At 37.8% G+C, this 15,655-nt stretch carries 12 protein-coding genes; 2 read left to right on the top strand and 10 right to left on the bottom strand.

Going from position 1 to position 15,655, the window contains the following annotated elements; all coding sequences use genetic code 11:
• Positions 1-2: 2 nt before the first annotated feature.
• The 10 genes from K1F36_RS01975 to K1F36_RS01930 all read right to left on the bottom strand — a co-directional run bounded on the left by K1F36_RS01975 (position 3) and on the right by K1F36_RS01930 (position 12,260).
• Entirely contained in the window at positions 3-953 is a 951-nt protein-coding gene (locus tag K1F36_RS01975) for a hypothetical protein (RefSeq protein ID WP_220112287.1), read from the bottom strand.
• A 6-nt stretch (positions 954-959) separates the two neighbouring features.
• Positions 960-2,285, bottom strand: a complete 1,326-nt coding sequence (locus K1F36_RS01970; protein WP_313790054.1) for an MBOAT family O-acyltransferase — start codon at positions 2,283-2,285, stop codon at positions 960-962.
• A 116-nt stretch (positions 2,286-2,401) separates the two neighbouring features.
• Positions 2,402-3,502 (bottom strand): glycosyltransferase family 4 protein, encoded by a 1,101-nt coding sequence (locus tag K1F36_RS01965; RefSeq protein ID WP_220112285.1) that lies wholly within the window; start codon positions 3,500-3,502, stop codon positions 2,402-2,404.
• A 16-nt stretch (positions 3,503-3,518) separates the two neighbouring features.
• Positions 3,519-4,487 (bottom strand): polysaccharide pyruvyl transferase family protein, encoded by a 969-nt coding sequence (locus tag K1F36_RS01960; protein WP_220112284.1) that lies wholly within the window; start codon positions 4,485-4,487, stop codon positions 3,519-3,521.
• Positions 4,488-4,538: 51 nt separating this feature from the next.
• Positions 4,539-5,813, bottom strand: a complete 1,275-nt coding sequence (locus K1F36_RS01955; protein ID WP_220112283.1) for a hypothetical protein — start codon at positions 5,811-5,813, stop codon at positions 4,539-4,541.
• 3 nt (positions 5,814-5,816) lie between these two features.
• Positions 5,817-7,331 carry an oligosaccharide flippase family protein gene (locus K1F36_RS01950; protein ID WP_220112282.1) on the bottom strand — a complete coding sequence of 505 codons (1,515 nt, stop codon included), beginning with the start codon at positions 7,329-7,331 and terminating at the stop codon, positions 5,817-5,819.
• 31 nt (positions 7,332-7,362) lie between these two features.
• Positions 7,363-8,643 carry a nucleotide sugar dehydrogenase gene (locus K1F36_RS01945; protein ID WP_220112281.1) on the bottom strand — a complete coding sequence of 427 codons (1,281 nt, stop codon included), beginning with the start codon at positions 8,641-8,643 and terminating at the stop codon, positions 7,363-7,365.
• A 60-nt stretch (positions 8,644-8,703) separates the two neighbouring features.
• Positions 8,704-10,032, bottom strand: coding sequence for a UDP-glucose dehydrogenase family protein (locus tag K1F36_RS01940; RefSeq protein ID WP_220112280.1), 1,329 nt, complete (start codon positions 10,030-10,032; stop codon positions 8,704-8,706).
• A gap of 14 nt (positions 10,033-10,046) precedes the next feature.
• Positions 10,047-11,045: an SDR family oxidoreductase gene (locus K1F36_RS01935; protein WP_220112279.1), complete on the bottom strand. Its 999-nt coding sequence runs from the start codon at positions 11,043-11,045 to the stop codon at positions 10,047-10,049.
• Between the two features lie 180 nt (positions 11,046-11,225).
• Positions 11,226-12,260, bottom strand: a complete 1,035-nt coding sequence (locus tag K1F36_RS01930; protein ID WP_220112278.1) for an NAD-dependent epimerase — start codon at positions 12,258-12,260, stop codon at positions 11,226-11,228.
• 313 nt (positions 12,261-12,573) lie between these two features.
• Here K1F36_RS01930 and K1F36_RS01925 point away from each other — a divergent pair, with 313 nt between their 5' ends.
• Both K1F36_RS01925 and K1F36_RS01920 read left to right on the top strand, forming a co-directional pair.
• Positions 12,574-13,707 carry a DegT/DnrJ/EryC1/StrS family aminotransferase gene (locus K1F36_RS01925; protein WP_220112277.1) on the top strand — a complete coding sequence of 378 codons (1,134 nt, stop codon included), beginning with the start codon at positions 12,574-12,576 and terminating at the stop codon, positions 13,705-13,707.
• Positions 13,704-15,650 carry a polysaccharide biosynthesis protein gene (locus K1F36_RS01920; protein ID WP_220112276.1) on the top strand — a complete coding sequence of 649 codons (1,947 nt, stop codon included), beginning with the start codon at positions 13,704-13,706 and terminating at the stop codon, positions 15,648-15,650. The genes K1F36_RS01925 and K1F36_RS01920 overlap by 4 nt, the downstream gene beginning before the upstream one ends.
• The last annotated feature ends 5 nt before the right edge of the window (positions 15,651-15,655 follow it).

Raw genomic sequence — 15,655 nt, 5'->3', positions numbered from 1 at the left:
AACTATCTTGTGGCAGGGATATTAATAGAGTTTTTAATAGATATTATAGAATCACACAGGGTTTTTGTGAAATTTTGTCCGCCTATTTTATCCAAGTGATGCCCATCGTAGGTTTTGAATTTGGTTGCAAAGAATTGTTTGTTGAAATTGAAATAAGGAATGTTAAATTTTTGTGCAGCCCTTTCCATATCACTGTCAAAACTTGGATAAAATAAATGCTCCTTTTCTATAAAGTCTGAATCAATAGGCATTCTAACTAAGATGACTTCACCATGCTCTTGAAGTCTGATGACTAGTTTGTGAAAGCTTTCTAAACGTATGTCCGAAACCACATATTCTTCCATCATATTGTCAAATATTTTGGATTGTCCCTCTTTCCAAGCTTTGAAAATCGCTTCACTTTGAGGTAAGTTTTTTTCTTCTAACCAGCCATCTTTGTGCATTTCGGCGGATTGTCTAAAAATAGTTCTAAAATGAAAGTACTGGAGGTTTTTTAAAAGATATTCATAGTTTGGGTTCACATCTACATAGTGCATGTTATGTGGAGGACTATTTTCCTCTCTAAATTCTCCTTTGGCGTTGTCATTGTTTTTATCGGAACCAAACATCCAAGGGGTAACTGAAATAATGAATAAACCATTAGAGGATGATGTTGTATCTAGTTTTTTTAATATACTTTCATTATAGAGGGGCCCCATTGAAGCTTGGGCAATCGTGAAACTATAATTGAAAACTGGCAAGGAATAGTCCTTACTTGATAGGGCCTCGTTTACAACACTTGGTTGTATTCCTTGCATACTCCTAGAATCTCCAATAATCATTGATTTTGCCTTGGGAGTAGTAAACTTAACGTAGAAATAATCCACATAGCCCCCATATTTTAGTAAAACAAATGTAATCACTGCAAAGCAGGCTAATAGAAATATGAGTGTCTTAAATAAGTATTTCTTCATAATGGGTTAGAATTGGAAATAAATGAATGCGTCCGATGCTTTGCCAAAGAAGAGGATGAATCCGAAAATTAAGAAATACGTGCCCCATCGTAATGCTAGTGGTTGATTAGCAATAGAAAGACCATGTTCTTTTCTTCGATTAAGCCACTCAACCATTAACATGAAAACAATCACAAAAACGGAAACTTTATCTAAATTATCAAAGGAATTTCCTTCAAACATAAAAATTCTCTTGATATAAAGGAAAGCATCTTCAATAGTGTTCGCCCTAAAGAACACACGTATAAAACAGGTCACAATAAAAGTTTCAAGAATTGCATAGCCCTCCCTCAAACTGGGTAGATAGCTGTTTGCAGCGACAATTTCTAAGTTTTTACGATTTCTCTTAAAAAGCATTAGAGGCACGTAATACAACGCATTTAAAAACCCCCAAAAAATAAATGTCCAATTAGCGCCATGCCAAAAGCCACTGACGAGGTAAATAATAAAAACATTTCGAATGTTTTTGTTTAAGCTGACTCTGCTACCTCCCAATGGAAAATACAGATAATCTTTGAACCAGTTAGTCAAAGACATGTGCCATCTTCTGTAAAATTCTGCGATGTCGCGTGCAAAATAAGGGTATGCAAAATTCTGTTTAAGATCAAACCCGAACAAACGGGCACTGCCAATGGCAATATCAGAATATCCTGCAAAATCGCCATAGAGCTGAAAAGCAAAAAATAGCATGCCTATAAATAATTCGCCAGATGAACTTGCTCCAGGATTGTCGAATGCAGCATCTACAAAAACAGCACAATTATCCGCTACAACAACCTTTTTAAAAAATCCCCACAACATCTGACGCATTCCATCCGCTGCTTTATCATAAGAGAATGTACGTTTCTTCTGAAATTGAGGCAATAGGTTTGTTGCTCTTTCAATAGGGCCAGCTACTAGTTGGGGAAAAAAGCTTACATAAGCAAAAAATTGAATCCAAGATTTCGAGGGTTCAATTTTCTCCCTGTAAACATCAATAGTATAGCTAAGAGTTTGGAAGGTATAAAAGCTAATACCTACAGGAAGGATAATATGAAGAGTTACATAATCTGCTTTAAATCCAACTAGGTTGAAAAGATCAGTAAACGATTCTATAAAAAAATTAAAGTATTTGAAAAAGCCTAATAACCCTAAATTCATGAGCAAACTAATGCCCACAAGTATTTTTTTGGACTTTTTACTTTTTGCTTTCGGAATACTCTTACCTATTTGATAATCAATTAGTGAACTAAATGATATAAGAAAAAGAAAACGCCAATCCCAGCAACCATAAAAAAAGTAGCTGATGGCCAAAAGATATATATTCTGGAACTTTAGAGACCTTTTGGATATCAACCAATAGAGACCGAAGGCAGCAGGCAAGAAAATTAAAAATACTACTGAATTAAAAATCATTCTTAAAGGCTTAGCTAATTTTTTTGTAGTTGCTCAAATAAATCATTCCATTTTTCACCGATAACGGACATTTGAAACTTGTCAACGCTCTTAAATGCGTACGCTCCCATTTTTTTTCTCTTTTCTGAATTTTCTATTATGTATATAAGGGATTTTCCAAGGGCTTTAATATCGCCATTGGGGATCAAGAATCCGTTTTTACCATCTTCGATGATGTCAGAAGGCCCATAAGGACAATCAAAGGAAACTGATGGCACCCCACAAGCCATAGCTTCAATAATGACCATGCCAAAACCTTCGTACCTAGAAGAGAGAACATGAACAGAAGACTCAATAAACTTTTCCTTGATGTTTTTTACTGGTTTAAATAATTTAATTGAATCTGAGAGATTTAATTTCTCAATATCTTTTTCGATTTTTTTTGATGGATCTTCACTACCATAAATATGTAATTTCCATTCCGGAAATTTCTTTTCTACATCTTTCCAGCTTTTGATTAACCGATCATAGCCTTTTTGGAAAGATTGTTTACCAACAGCAATTACAATTTTGTTATTTAAAGTTGAAACCTTCCCTTTGCAAAATGGAAGTGGATTGGGAATTACAATGTTGTTCGGGAAATTCCATTCCTTTAGGTTTTGTTGAGTTAGAACAACAAATGCATCAAACTTTTGCCCCCCTAATCTCATCAGTAAATAAATCAATCGTGTTTTTAATCTATTAAAAAGATTGTTGGGACCGATTCCTTTAGCCACTTCTTTGCTAACATGCCTTTCATAAATCATTGGCCTTGATCTTCCTATAAAAAGGGGAAGAAGCATGCCCTTTAACCCATCATCGCAAACCAAAATAATATCGGGGTCAACATTGGAGATGGTATTCTTGATACCTTTTAAATACCCCTTAATATAATGGATAGGGGAGTTTTTTAGCTCAATATTATGTGTTTGGATTGAAGAACTAAAATCGAAGAAAAGGGAGTCTGTTGTGTCATTTAAAGTCAAAATGTGTACATCATGTCCAAGTTCATCGGCAAAATAACTTGCTTTTATGGACAGAACCCTTTCCAATCCGCCCGGACCGCTAATTTGATTTGTGATGTAAAGAAGTTTCATAGTCTTATTTGGACCGTTAGGATAATGCTTCTTTTACAGTCTTTTTCAAAGCATTGGCGAGGGCATGATGCTTTTCAAGATTTTTTATGTTGGTATTAGCGTCAATCTTTCCGTTAAGTCCAAAGTTGGAAGTAAAATCCCCGGTCTGACTATTAATATCTATTCGGTTAAAGAGTTCAAGAATACCATCGAACCTACAAGAATCCACAAAGCTGTCAAAACCATTCACAAATATGACTGGAGTGCCCAAAGCCAAACAAGGTAGAGCACAATGAATCCTCGAAGTAATTACCATTTTAGCTCGCGCATACTTGTTCAATAAATCCTCGGCCATTTGAAATTTTTGCTCATCTGAATATGTATTAGAAGGGGGCTCTTGATTAATAAATTCGGCCTTTTTTAATAATTCCTCACTAATGAAATTCTTAAGATGCTTGTTCTTTTTTCCGAGTTGAAATGCTTTCCCATTAAGAATGTTCTTAACCGTAAGTTTGGGGTTGTAAAACACTTTTTCAGGCCTAGGATAGTTATAAAGTGGGTCTACAATATATACTTTGTCTCCACGCTCAGAGTCATCAACTTTGTACGAATCCAATGTTAATGTAAGACAACCTGTAAAGTAGGCTTCTATTCCTTTTTCGTTAAGAGTATCTGCCGTGAATTGATCTCTACATCCAATAGGTTGGTGTTGTTTTAAGTACGATATCCCTTTTTCACTTAACATGAAAGGAGCTGCAGTGTTGTTCATATGGAAGGACACAAAAACAGGGTCGATATCCTCTGATGGTACCCAATTATGAATATTATGTGTGAACCACCCATTCATTATCAACTTTACTCTTTCTCCTGTATAATCACCTAATCGTTCGCGATTCAAATAAACATCTACTTGAGGTAAAAATTGCTTTGCAGCAAGACTTTGGATGTTATCGCCGACATTGAAAAACTTTCGGTTTTCATCGTATGTTAATAATCCGTATTTCATTTGAATTTTTTTGTGGTTGAGTAAAAGTGTTGAGGTGAATAGTATTTTATTCTAGTATTTAATCTTTCTATATATTTTTCTTAACCAAGGAAATCTATTACGTATAATAAACTGTCCTTTGGCTAGAATACCGGTTTTATTTTTCAACTTTGATTCAATGATGGCATTAAGCTCTCCAGTTTTGATTTTCTCAAGTTTGGCCTCTTCCAATTCTTTATCCTTAAAGACAAAAAACGAATTGGCTTTATCGGCTTTATCTTTTAGTTCGAGCCAGAAATATTGCATGCCTTTACTAGCTCCACCATGGTTTATTGTGGAAAAAATTTTATCATAGACACTTTCATCCACAACAAACCCATAATCGTTGGGATCCTCATCGTTTAATAGAATACCTAAGATAGTTCTAAAACATTTTTCACAATTACTACAATTAAAATCTGTACGTAACTCTGAATAACAGACTCTTAATCTGAAAGGAACTTTATTGGTCTTGGCAAAATCAGCTATTAAATCTACCTTATCTTGTCTTTTAAGTTCATATCCGTCATGGAATACCTTTGTGCCACACCATCTGATTGTCTCATCTGTTTTAGGTGTTGACCCCCATGCAATTTGGATTTCTTTGGTGTAGGATGAAGCGATATAGATGTTTTCATAGCCTCTAATAAAGCCAAGAGGGGCTATAGAACCTATTAGAGAGAGCCCGTGCTGTACCTTTCCCCACCAACCAATGTCTTTGAGTAGTAATTCGACCTGATAGGTATAAAAGTTTCTTACATTGGTAGTGATATATTGTTTTTGATTCGTGGCCAATAGTTCTTCATTTTCAAGAAAGCTTTTGAAACGACTCCACTGCTCCGTATCTTCAATTTCTATATCGGCACCTAATATTGTGACAAGCTCGGGTTCTTTGTGCTTTATGCGTATATAGGTAGCGTAAGCATCAACTCCTCCACTGAATAACATTGCTGTTTTTTTACCAATGCATTTATTCTCAACAAGAGTTTTCGCCTTTAAACTTCCTTTTAGGTTATAATCGGGGAACTGTTTTGCAAATTTATCTTTTAGGTTCTTCATGGAAGTGTAAAACTCACTGTCTATTTCGTCGACTACAATATCAAAACCTGCAAACCATGCTATTGGAAGCCAATTGCTAATAAATGGAATCGCCAGAATGCTTTTGGGAACATGTGATATGTTTTCCAGATACTCTATAAAGAGATTATCTTTTTGATTTATAAACTTATTGATATCTGGACTTGCGGTAAACACATAGTCTATACGGGTACCATTATCAGCAATTAAAATGTTATCTAGAGTAATCATACTTTATATCCCAAATTTGGTTCTTATGCTGGAAAAAGTGCTTTTGAATAATTGTTTTTCAAATTCTATCAACCCTATTCTGTACATTACCAAGACGTATACAATAGAATAGCTGATTCCTTTCAAAACAAAATTGAACCAATTTTTTCCAGGAATAAATCTTATAAAATATCCAAAGACTAAAATTATTAGTATTGCCAAAAAAGTTTTGTTTAGTAATTCTTTAAAAAAACGAGGAATTTCTAATTGAATTACTTTATAGTAATAAAAATTCATAACATTTTGAACAATAAGCCATCCGGATACGGTTCCCGCTATCATTCCTATAGCTCCATAATCTTTTGCTAGATAACCGCCAAAAATGGTTCCTAGGATTAAAAAAATAAGATAGATGATAGCTTTAAATGATAATTTATTTTGAGCCTCCAAAATGGAATTTCCAAAGGCTTGAACTAAAGGCAGGGTATATGCAAACATGATTATAAGAGCAATTACCCATGAATCCTGATATGATTCACCTACCCAAAGAAATATGAACTGTTTTCCAAAGAGGATAAATGCGGTTAAGATAAACATTAAGACTATAAATGATAGACGTCCAATTTTTATCATCATGTCAGTTAGTTCCTTTGGGTTCGCATTGGTCACTGTCATTTGTGTTGCTCTAGGAAGAAAAACCCCTGAAATCGCAGTGGAAAATGCACCATAATAGGTGCCCAGCATTACTCCAACAGCAAAGACCGCCACGATAGTAGGGTCGGTCATTACTCCCAGCACTAATTGTCCAACTCTCCATTGAAATTGTCCGACAATTGCGAAGACAAAAATCCAAAGTGAATACCCAAATATTTTTTTGAGTAGTTGTTTGCTAAATGAATGAAGTTTGATTTTTACTTTCAGTTTGGCGAGAACAAAATAAATCATAACCCCAAATAATACTAGATTCAAGCTAGCATCTAATATTACTAAAGAAAGAGCCCTTCCGCTCCAAAATAGAAGTCCAACTACTAATAGAGAGCGTATAACATAGTGAATTATTTTAGTAATTTTAGGAAATACAAATTGTTCGTAACCATAGGATGTAGCTTCAAATGTTCCAGCGGGTAAACCAACAGCTAGGGTAAATACCAAAATGACAAACATGTTTTTTGCACTACTGATCTGATCAAGTGTAAGAGAGTCTTTAAAAATTGATTCAATGTTAAAGTAACATATCGTGCCTATGACAACTACACAAAAGGAAATAATTGCATAGATAATCAATGTAGTAGCCAAAAAATTTTCTTCGCCAGTTTTGTCCTTTTCAGCCCTATATTTTGCAACAAACCGTACAACTGTATTTCCTAGGCCTAAATCTAGAATGGCAATATAGCCCACAAAAGCTCCTATTAAAGAGTAAAGACCAAATTCGGCATCACCAAGCTTTCGTATAATGAAAGGCGTTAGCAATAGACCTACAATATTGGTTAATATTATACTGGTATAGTTAAGAGCAGCCCCCTTCTTGATTTGGCTCATATGCTTTTAATTATTTAGTTGGGCTTAGCTATTACAACCTAGCTTCCACAGCTTCCTTAATAATGCCCTTAACGTCATAAAGTACACCATCTTGTTTAAGCAATGGCCTTAACTCCATTTCCAAAAACTTTTGATGGGCGACGGTGAGCACAACGGCATCAAACTTTTCATCAGGAAGGTTTTTAGTGATGGATAAACCATACTCATGTTCCACCTCGGCAGGGTTGGCCCAAGGGTCATATACAGTGACATCGGTGCCATAATCCATTAATTGCTTAATCACATCTACTGCGCGCGTATTTCGTACATCCGGACAGTTCTCTTTGAAAGTAATCCCCAACACCAAAACCTTTGCCCCTTTAATGCGCAGGTCTTTTTTTACCATCAATTTGATGATCTCGGAGGCAACATAACCTCCCATACTATCATTCAAGCGTCTACCCGCCAATATAATTTCAGGGTGGTAACCGAACTCCTGGGCACGCTGTGCCAAGTAATAGGGGTCTACACCGATACAATGTCCACCGACCAACCCTGGTTTAAAGGGCAGAAAGTTCCATTTGGTCCCAGCTGCCTCCAAAACAGCATGCGTGTCAATATCCATGAGATTGAAAATTTTGGCAAGCTCGTTCACAAAGGCAATATTGATGTCCCTTTGGGAATTCTCAATAACCTTAGCTGCTTCGGCAACTTTTATGGTTGGTGCTAAATGCGTACCAGCGGTTATGACAGAGGAGTAAAGCTCATCCACAACTTTTCCGATTTCTGGAGTGGAGCCAGAGGTTACCTTTAATATTTTTTCAACCGTATGTAATTTATCCCCTGGATTGATTCGCTCAGGGGAATATCCTGCATAAAAGTCTTCATTGAACTTTAATCCGCTTATGCTCTCGAGTACAGGAATACATTCTTCCTCGGTTGCCCCAGGATAAACAGTAGATTCATAAATAACGATATCTCCCTTTTTCAATACCTTGCCCACAGTTTCACTGGATTTTTTCAATGGGGTCAAATCGGGTCTATTGTTTTTATCAACAGGGGTAGGGACGGTAATTACGTATATATTGGCATGGGCAATATCATCAATTTTATTGCTGCAGTAGAGCCCGTTGGTTTCCAATGGTTTGTCAATCAATACGGATTGCAATACCTCGTTTTCCACTTCCAGTGTGGAGTCCACTCCGGTCTGTAGTTCTTTAATTCGGGATTCGTTGATATCGAAACCGACCACAGGATATTTTGTGGCAAACAATCGTGCCAAGGGAAGGCCTACATATCCCAATCCTATTACAGCTATTTTATTGTTGTTCATGTTAGTGTTTTTGTTATACTGCGATGCTTTTGAACAGCGTATCTTGTTTTTCTTTGAATCCTATTTTTTTCCGATTTGATAATACCTGATACCAATACTTTCCATTCGTTCCCCATCATACTGATTACGACCATCAAAAATTAAAGGGTTCTTAAGGTTATTCTTGATTGCCATAAAATCGGGTGATCTAAACTCCTTCCATTCTGTCAAAAGCAACAACGCATCGGCATTTTCCAATGCTTCGTACCTAGAGTCAGTGTACTCAATATTTTTGTTGTCCTTTAAATAAAATTCTTTGGCTTCGTGAACCGCTTTGGGATCATAGGCCTGTATTTTAGCCCCGAGTTCTGTAAGTTTATTTATGATATAAATTGAGGGGGCTTCCCGCATGTCATCAGTTCCTGGTTTAAAGGATAGACCCCACACGGCAAATGTTTTACCAGATAGGTCTTTCCCAAAATGTTCGATAACCTTGTCGGCGATGACCAATTTCTGTCTATCGTTAACATCCTCCACGGCATTGAGCAATTGTGCTTGATAGCCATGTTGTTGAGCTGTCTTCTTAAGTGCCTTAACATCTTTTGGAAAACATGACCCTCCGTAGCCGCTACCGGGATAGATGAAGCTGTAACCAATTCGGCTGTCGGACCCAATTCCAATTCTTACCTTGTTTACATCGGCGCCCACCAGTTCACAAATGTTCGCCACCTCGTTCATGAACGAAATTTTTGTGGCAAGCATGGCGTTGGCAACATATTTGGTCATTTCTGCAGAACGCACATCCATGACCAACATCCGGTCCATGCTACTTCTAAAGAATGGAGCGTAGAGCTGGCGCATTTTCTCTGCGGTAGCTTTATCCTCGGTACCAACAACAACCCTGTCTGGTTTCATAAAGTCGCCAATGGCGTCCCCTTCTTTTAGGAATTCAGGGTTTGAAACCACATGAAAATCGATGTTGGCATTTCTTTTGTTCAATTCATCTTGGATAACATCCTTTACTTTATCTGCCGTCCCAACTGGAACTGTGGATTTGTCTACAATGATGAGAGGTTGGCTCATGTGCTTTCCAATTTCGGAAGCAACATTGAGTACGTATTTCAAATCCGCAGAACCATCTTCCCCCATCGGAGTGCCCACGGCAATAAAGGCCATGTCGCAATCTGCTAAACAATCTTTGAGTTGGGTGTTGAAGAATAAGGTTTTATTGTCCACATTGCGCTGTACCATAGCCTCAAGGCCAGGTTCGTATATGGGAATAATCCCTTTTTTTAGGTTTTCTATTTTCTTTTCATCAATATCAACGCAGGTCACTTTGTTTCCCATTTCTGCAAAACAAGTTCCTGTTACCAATCCAACGTATCCAGTTCCTATTATCGTTAAGTTCATTTTGTTCTCGTATTTTATTTAAGATTCTTCCAGTACCAATTCACGGCTTCTTTGAGACCTGATCTCATATCGTATTTAGGACTGTAGTTAAGTAGGGTTTTTGCTTTTTCAATAGAGGCTAGGGAATGGGGGACATCTCCTTGTCTATTGGGGCCATATTTTGGTTCGATTTGTTTTATCTGGTCATCAAACTCCCCTAAAAATTCTTTTAGTAGACCAACAAGTTCATTTAGGTCGGTCCGCTCTCCAAAGGCTACATTGTATACTGTGTTTACAGCTTCTTTGTTGGTGCTGGTCAGAGCCCTTACATTCATTTCGATGACATTATCGATATAGGTGAAATCCCTTGAAAAAGAACCATCTCCGTTAATGACCGGTGACTCGTGCTGCATTAAATGCATAACAAACTTTGGGATTACCGCAGCATAGGCCCCATTTGGGTCTTGCTTTCTTCCAAAAACGTTGAAATAACGTAGTCCTATGGTTTGAAGCCCATAAGTTTTGGAAAAAATATCGGCATAAAGCTCATTCACATATTTAGTAATTGCGTAGGGGGATAGGGGCTTCCCTATCTTGTCCTCAACCTTTGGGAGTGACTCGGAATCCCCGTAAGTTGAAGAACTGGCAGCATATACAAAACGCTTTACCTTGGCATCGCGCGCGGCTACCAACATGTTTAAAAATCCGGAAACATTCACTTCATTACTTGTAATGGGATCATTTATTGATCTAGGGACCGATCCCAAAGCGGCTTCATGTAAAATGTAATCAACGCCCTCACAGGCTTTTTGGCAATCATCCAGATTTCTAATATCGCCTTCTATCAATTTAAAATTGGGATTGGATTGTAAGTGGGCGATATTTTCTCTTTTACCTGTGGAAAAGTTGTCCAGACAGGTTACTTTATTTCCATTGTCCAACAATGCTTCACATAGGTTGGAGCCAATAAATCCAGCTCCTCCCGTAACTAAAATAGAATGTTCTTTGTTTAGGTCAAGGTGTGATATATCCATGGGTGTTTAAGAAAATTTCGAGCAAATATGAAGAAAAGTAATTAGAACCAAGCTGGTTTTAGGTGAACTTTTGATAAAACGGATAAAATACATGTTTAGTGTTAAAATGAGTGTCTAATTGAGGAAAGAGGTGTTTTGGAGATCAAACCATTTATAGGGTAACGAGCTTACGATTCCATATTATTCATTTGAATTGCCATAATACGTTTTGTACCAGGCAACAAATTTTTTTACGCCGGATTTGATAGGTGTGTTCGGCCGGTAATTGTAATCTCTTTCCAGTCCTGATACATCGGCCCACGTTTTTTCCACATCCCCCGGTTGCATGGGCATCATTTCTTTAGATGCTTTTAAGCCAATCTCATCTTCAATAGCTTCGATAAAATCTAGCAATTTCACACTTTTGCTGTTTCCGATGTTATACAGATGATAAAGGTTGTCAGAATTATAGGCAGCCGTATGCCTGTTTTCAACTATTTGGGTGATTCCTTGTACAATATCATCTATATAAGTAAAGTCCCTTTCAAGTTTCCCATGGTTGAAGACTTTTATCGGTTTATGCTTTAGGATGGCGTCCGTAAACAAAAACATGGCCATATCAGGTCGCCCCCAAGGGCCATATACGGTAAAAAAGCGCAACCCGGTGGTTCTTATCCCATAAAGATGACTGTATGTGTGGGCCATTAACTCGTTGCTTTTTTTGGAAGCAGCGTACAGGCTTATGGGATGGTCTACAGAATCGGTGGTATTAAAGGGAACTTTTTTGTTCATTCCATACACACTGGAACTGCTGGCATACACCAAATGTTCAATGCTATGGTTCTTACAACATTCCAAAACATTCAAGAACCCGACAATGTTGCTATCCACATAAGCTTCTGGGTTTTCAAGACTGTAACGTACCCCAGCTTGCGCGGCCAAATTGCAAACGACATCAAAATGATTGTGACTGAACAATTGTGGCAAATTTTCGCGGTCTTCAATCGACATTCTAACAAATTTGAAGCCTTTAAAAGAATCACTTGCCACGGTCTTATTTTGATGAAGTGCAGTATCCGAATCGATACCGAGCTCTTTTAAACGGTCCAATTTTAACCGGACATCATAATAATCGTTGAGATTGTCGATACCCATCACATTATGGCCATTTTCAATCAATTTTTGGGTTAAGTGATACCCTATAAATCCTGCACACCCGGTTACCAGAATTCTCATAGTTGAAAAGTTTATACAAAAATGGGGAATTAATGGAATTCGCGGGTTACTTTTTAGTAAAACTAATTTGTGTTGTTATTTTAGAAAGTATGGAGGGTTCTGTATACACTGTAAAAAGTACAGTGCCGTAAACTGAGATTTTCACGTTTCACCGGATTGCATTTCTTTCAACTTACCATCATTCCAACACTTAATCGATTATTTTTTGTGTTTGGCGAATAGTAAAGCAAAATGGTTTCCAGCCCCAATTTTACTATTACATTTACTTTCGAGAAGAAATTCTTGTCCTACTTATATCAACCCAAAACTGATAATGGAAACCACAGTATTAAAAAAAATTTGGTTGTCACCGCCACACATGGGCGGAAACGAGGAAACCTATGTAAAGGAAGCCTTTGAAACCAATTGGATAGCCCCTTTGGGTCCCAACGTACAACAATTTGAAAAATCAATTGAGGATTTTATAGGTAACAATGTCCATGCAGCCTGCTTGAGTTCTGGAACGGCAGCTATACATTTAGGTCTGGAGCTTTTAGGTGTAGGCCATGGTGACGAGGTAATTTGCCAGAGCTTTACTTTTGCCGCCTCCGCAAATCCGATTACTTATTTGGGTGCCACACCCATATTTGTGGACAGTGAAGAAGAAACCTGGAATATTTCCCCTGCATTATTAAAGGAGGCCATTGAGGATAGATTGGCAAATGGTGAAAAACCCAAAGCCATTGTAGCAGTGCATTTATACGGTATGCCCTATAAGGTGGATGAAATCCATGCCATAGCAAAGGAATATGACATTCCTGTGATAGAGGACAGTGCCGAGGCACTGGGAAGTTCATATCAAGGATTTAATTGCGGAAGTTTTGGTGACATAGGAATCCTATCCTTCAATGGAAACAAAATTATTACCACATCAGGTGGAGGTGCCCTGCTTTGCAAAGACCAAAAGACAAAGGAGAAGGCAGTTTTCTTGGCCACGCAGGCGAGAGATAATGCTCCCCATTACGAACACTCCCACATAGGTTACAATTATAGAATGAGCAATGTGCTAGCTGGTATTGGACGAGGGCAAATGGAGGTTTTGGGAGATAGAGTGGCCGCAAGAAGGAAAAATTATGAATACTACAGGGAACACCTGTCGGACCAGTCCAAAATCACTTTTTTGGAAGAACCTAAGGGTAGTATATCCAACCGTTGGCTCACATGCATTCTAACCCCTTCTTTTGAGGACAGGGAGGGTATACGAATTGCCCTTGAACACGAGAACATAGAATCAAGGCCCTTGTGGAAGCCAATGCATTTACAGCCAGTATTCAAGAATAACAATTCGTATGTAAACGGTGTTAGTGAAGACCTGTTTAATCGTGGACTATGTTTGCCAAGTGGGTCTAGTTTGGAAACCACTGATCTGGAAAGAATTTGTGGAATTATCAAAAGTGAATTAAAATGATAAAAGAATTCTTTTTTAGGACCGGCCAGCGATACGCATCAAAGTGGACCGTACTTTTGATAGACCTTTGTATAGTTTCATTTTCCTTTATTCTTGCATATTTTATCAGGTTTAACCTAAGCTTCGATTTTGATGTGGAGCAGTTGTGGATGCAATTGCCAGTCGTAGTTGTATTGTTCTTTTTGGCCTTTCTTATATCTGGCAGTTATAAGGGTGTGGTAAGACACACCGGTATAAAGGATGTTTATGCCATTTTTAATGCTGTATGTTTGGCAAGTATAGGTGCCATTGGCGTTGTAATGTTCAATAGGTATATGGTGTTTTTTGAAAAATTCACCATCCCTTTGTCCATAATAATCATTAACAGTTTGCTTACATTCATAGCATTGTCTGCATCTCGAATGGTGTTTAAGATTGCTTTTGAAAGTTTGATGAAAGGTAATCAGGTACCTACAAAGAACTTGATTATCTATGGTGCCGGGGAATCAGGAATCATTACTTACAATACATTGACCAATCACTCTAAAATGGGAGCTAAGGTCATTGGTTTTGTAGACAATAACTTGCAGAAAGTAGGAAAACAGATCAATGGGGTCAAGGTATATGACAAGTCGATTTTGACCGAGGATTTTGTCAAGTTCCACAATATCTCAGAAGTAATTTTTTCTATACAGAGCATCAATCCCAAACAATTGAGGATCCTTGTCAATGAGATTGTAGATCTTCCAGTAAAGGTTAAGATTGTACCTCCCGTAGAGGATTGGATCAATGGAGAGCTCAAGGTTTCGCAAATTAAGCGTGTACAGATTGAGGATTTATTGGATCGTCCACCTATTGAAATCAAGAACAGCAAGGTGATGAAGGATTTTGATGACAAAGTCATCATGGTGACCGGGGGCGCTGGTTCTATAGGAAGTGAATTGGTAAGGCAGATTTGCAAATACAACTATCGCTCTTTGATTGTGATTGATCAAGCAGAATCAGCTCTTTATGATCTACAGCAAGAGTTAAAACAGGCAGGTTTCTTCAATTACGTGCCCATTGTGAGCGATATTAGGGACAAGAACAAGATGCGTGTGCTTTTTGAGCAATACAAACCGGATAGGATTTTCCATGCTGCGGCTTATAAACACGTGCCCCTTATGGAGCAAAATCCATATGAGGCGATCAAGATCAATGTTGCCGGTACTAAGACCATTGTTGACCTTGCTTGCGAATATGAAGTTGAAAAGTTTGTGTTCGTATCGACGGATAAGGCGGTAAACCCGACCAACATTATGGGTGCGACCAAACGAATTGCAGAAATGTACATAAGCTGTAGACAGCAAGAGGGAAAAACAAAATTTATAACAACAAGGTTCGGGAATGTACTTGGATCAAATGGATCCGTGATTCCTTTGTTCAGAAAGCAAATCGAAAAGGGAGGCCCATTGACCGTAACGCACAAAGACATTACCAGATATTTTATGACCATTCCAGAAGCTTCACAATTGGTATTGGAAGCCGGGGCCATGGGCAAAGGTGGTGAAATCTTTATTTTTGATATGGGAGAATCCGTTAAGATTATGGATTTGGCCAAGAATATGATACGACTCTCAGGCCTTCACTATCCGGATGATATCGATATCAAGGTAACCGGGCTAAGGCCAGGTGAAAAACTTTATGAAGAACTTTTGGCAAATGGTGAGAATACGCTTCCTACCTATCATGACAAGATTATGATCAGTAAGGTGCGTGAAATCGATTATGTGGGAACTCGAACCATGATAGACGAACTTTGTATTTCCAACTTGTTCTTCAAAGACAATGTAGTGAAATTGATGAAGGACATAGTACCGGAATATATTTCCAACAATTCAGATTTTTGTAAATTGGACAAGAAAACACCAATAAAGGAAACACAGAAAACCTCTAGGATTGGATATCCTCAATTCAATAACTAAACACT

This window comes from Flagellimonas abyssi (assembly GCF_019457905.1).
Taxonomy (GTDB): domain Bacteria; phylum Bacteroidota; class Bacteroidia; order Flavobacteriales; family Flavobacteriaceae; genus Flagellimonas; species Flagellimonas abyssi.
This window is presented reverse-complemented; position numbering and strand designations above follow the sequence as displayed.

What these genes read in the sequence shown, in the direction of transcription:
- K1F36_RS01975 (WP_220112287.1), bottom strand. Translation starts at nt 953, where the DNA reads ATGAAGAAATACTTATTTAAGACACTCATATTTCTATTAGCCTGCTTT.
- K1F36_RS01965 (WP_220112285.1), bottom strand. Translation starts at nt 3,502, where the DNA reads ATGAAACTTCTTTACATCACAAATCAAATTAGCGGTCCGGGCGGATTG.
- K1F36_RS01960 (WP_220112284.1), bottom strand. Translation starts at nt 4,487, where the DNA reads ATGAAATACGGATTATTAACATACGATGAAAACCGAAAGTTTTTCAAT.
- K1F36_RS01955 (WP_220112283.1), bottom strand. Translation starts at nt 5,813, where the DNA reads ATGATTACTCTAGATAACATTTTAATTGCTGATAATGGTACCCGTATA.
- K1F36_RS01950 (WP_220112282.1), bottom strand. Translation starts at nt 7,331, where the DNA reads ATGAGCCAAATCAAGAAGGGGGCTGCTCTTAACTATACCAGTATAATA.
- K1F36_RS01945 (WP_220112281.1), bottom strand. Translation starts at nt 8,643, where the DNA reads ATGAACAACAATAAAATAGCTGTAATAGGATTGGGATATGTAGGCCTT.
- K1F36_RS01940 (WP_220112280.1), bottom strand. Translation starts at nt 10,032, where the DNA reads ATGAACTTAACGATAATAGGAACTGGATACGTTGGATTGGTAACAGGA.
- K1F36_RS01935 (WP_220112279.1), bottom strand. Translation starts at nt 11,045, where the DNA reads ATGGATATATCACACCTTGACCTAAACAAAGAACATTCTATTTTAGTT.
- K1F36_RS01930 (WP_220112278.1), bottom strand. Translation starts at nt 12,260, where the DNA reads ATGAGAATTCTGGTAACCGGGTGTGCAGGATTTATAGGGTATCACTTA.
- K1F36_RS01925 (WP_220112277.1), top strand. Translation starts at nt 12,574, where the DNA reads ATGGAAACCACAGTATTAAAAAAAATTTGGTTGTCACCGCCACACATG.
- K1F36_RS01920 (WP_220112276.1), top strand. Translation starts at nt 13,704, where the DNA reads ATGATAAAAGAATTCTTTTTTAGGACCGGCCAGCGATACGCATCAAAG.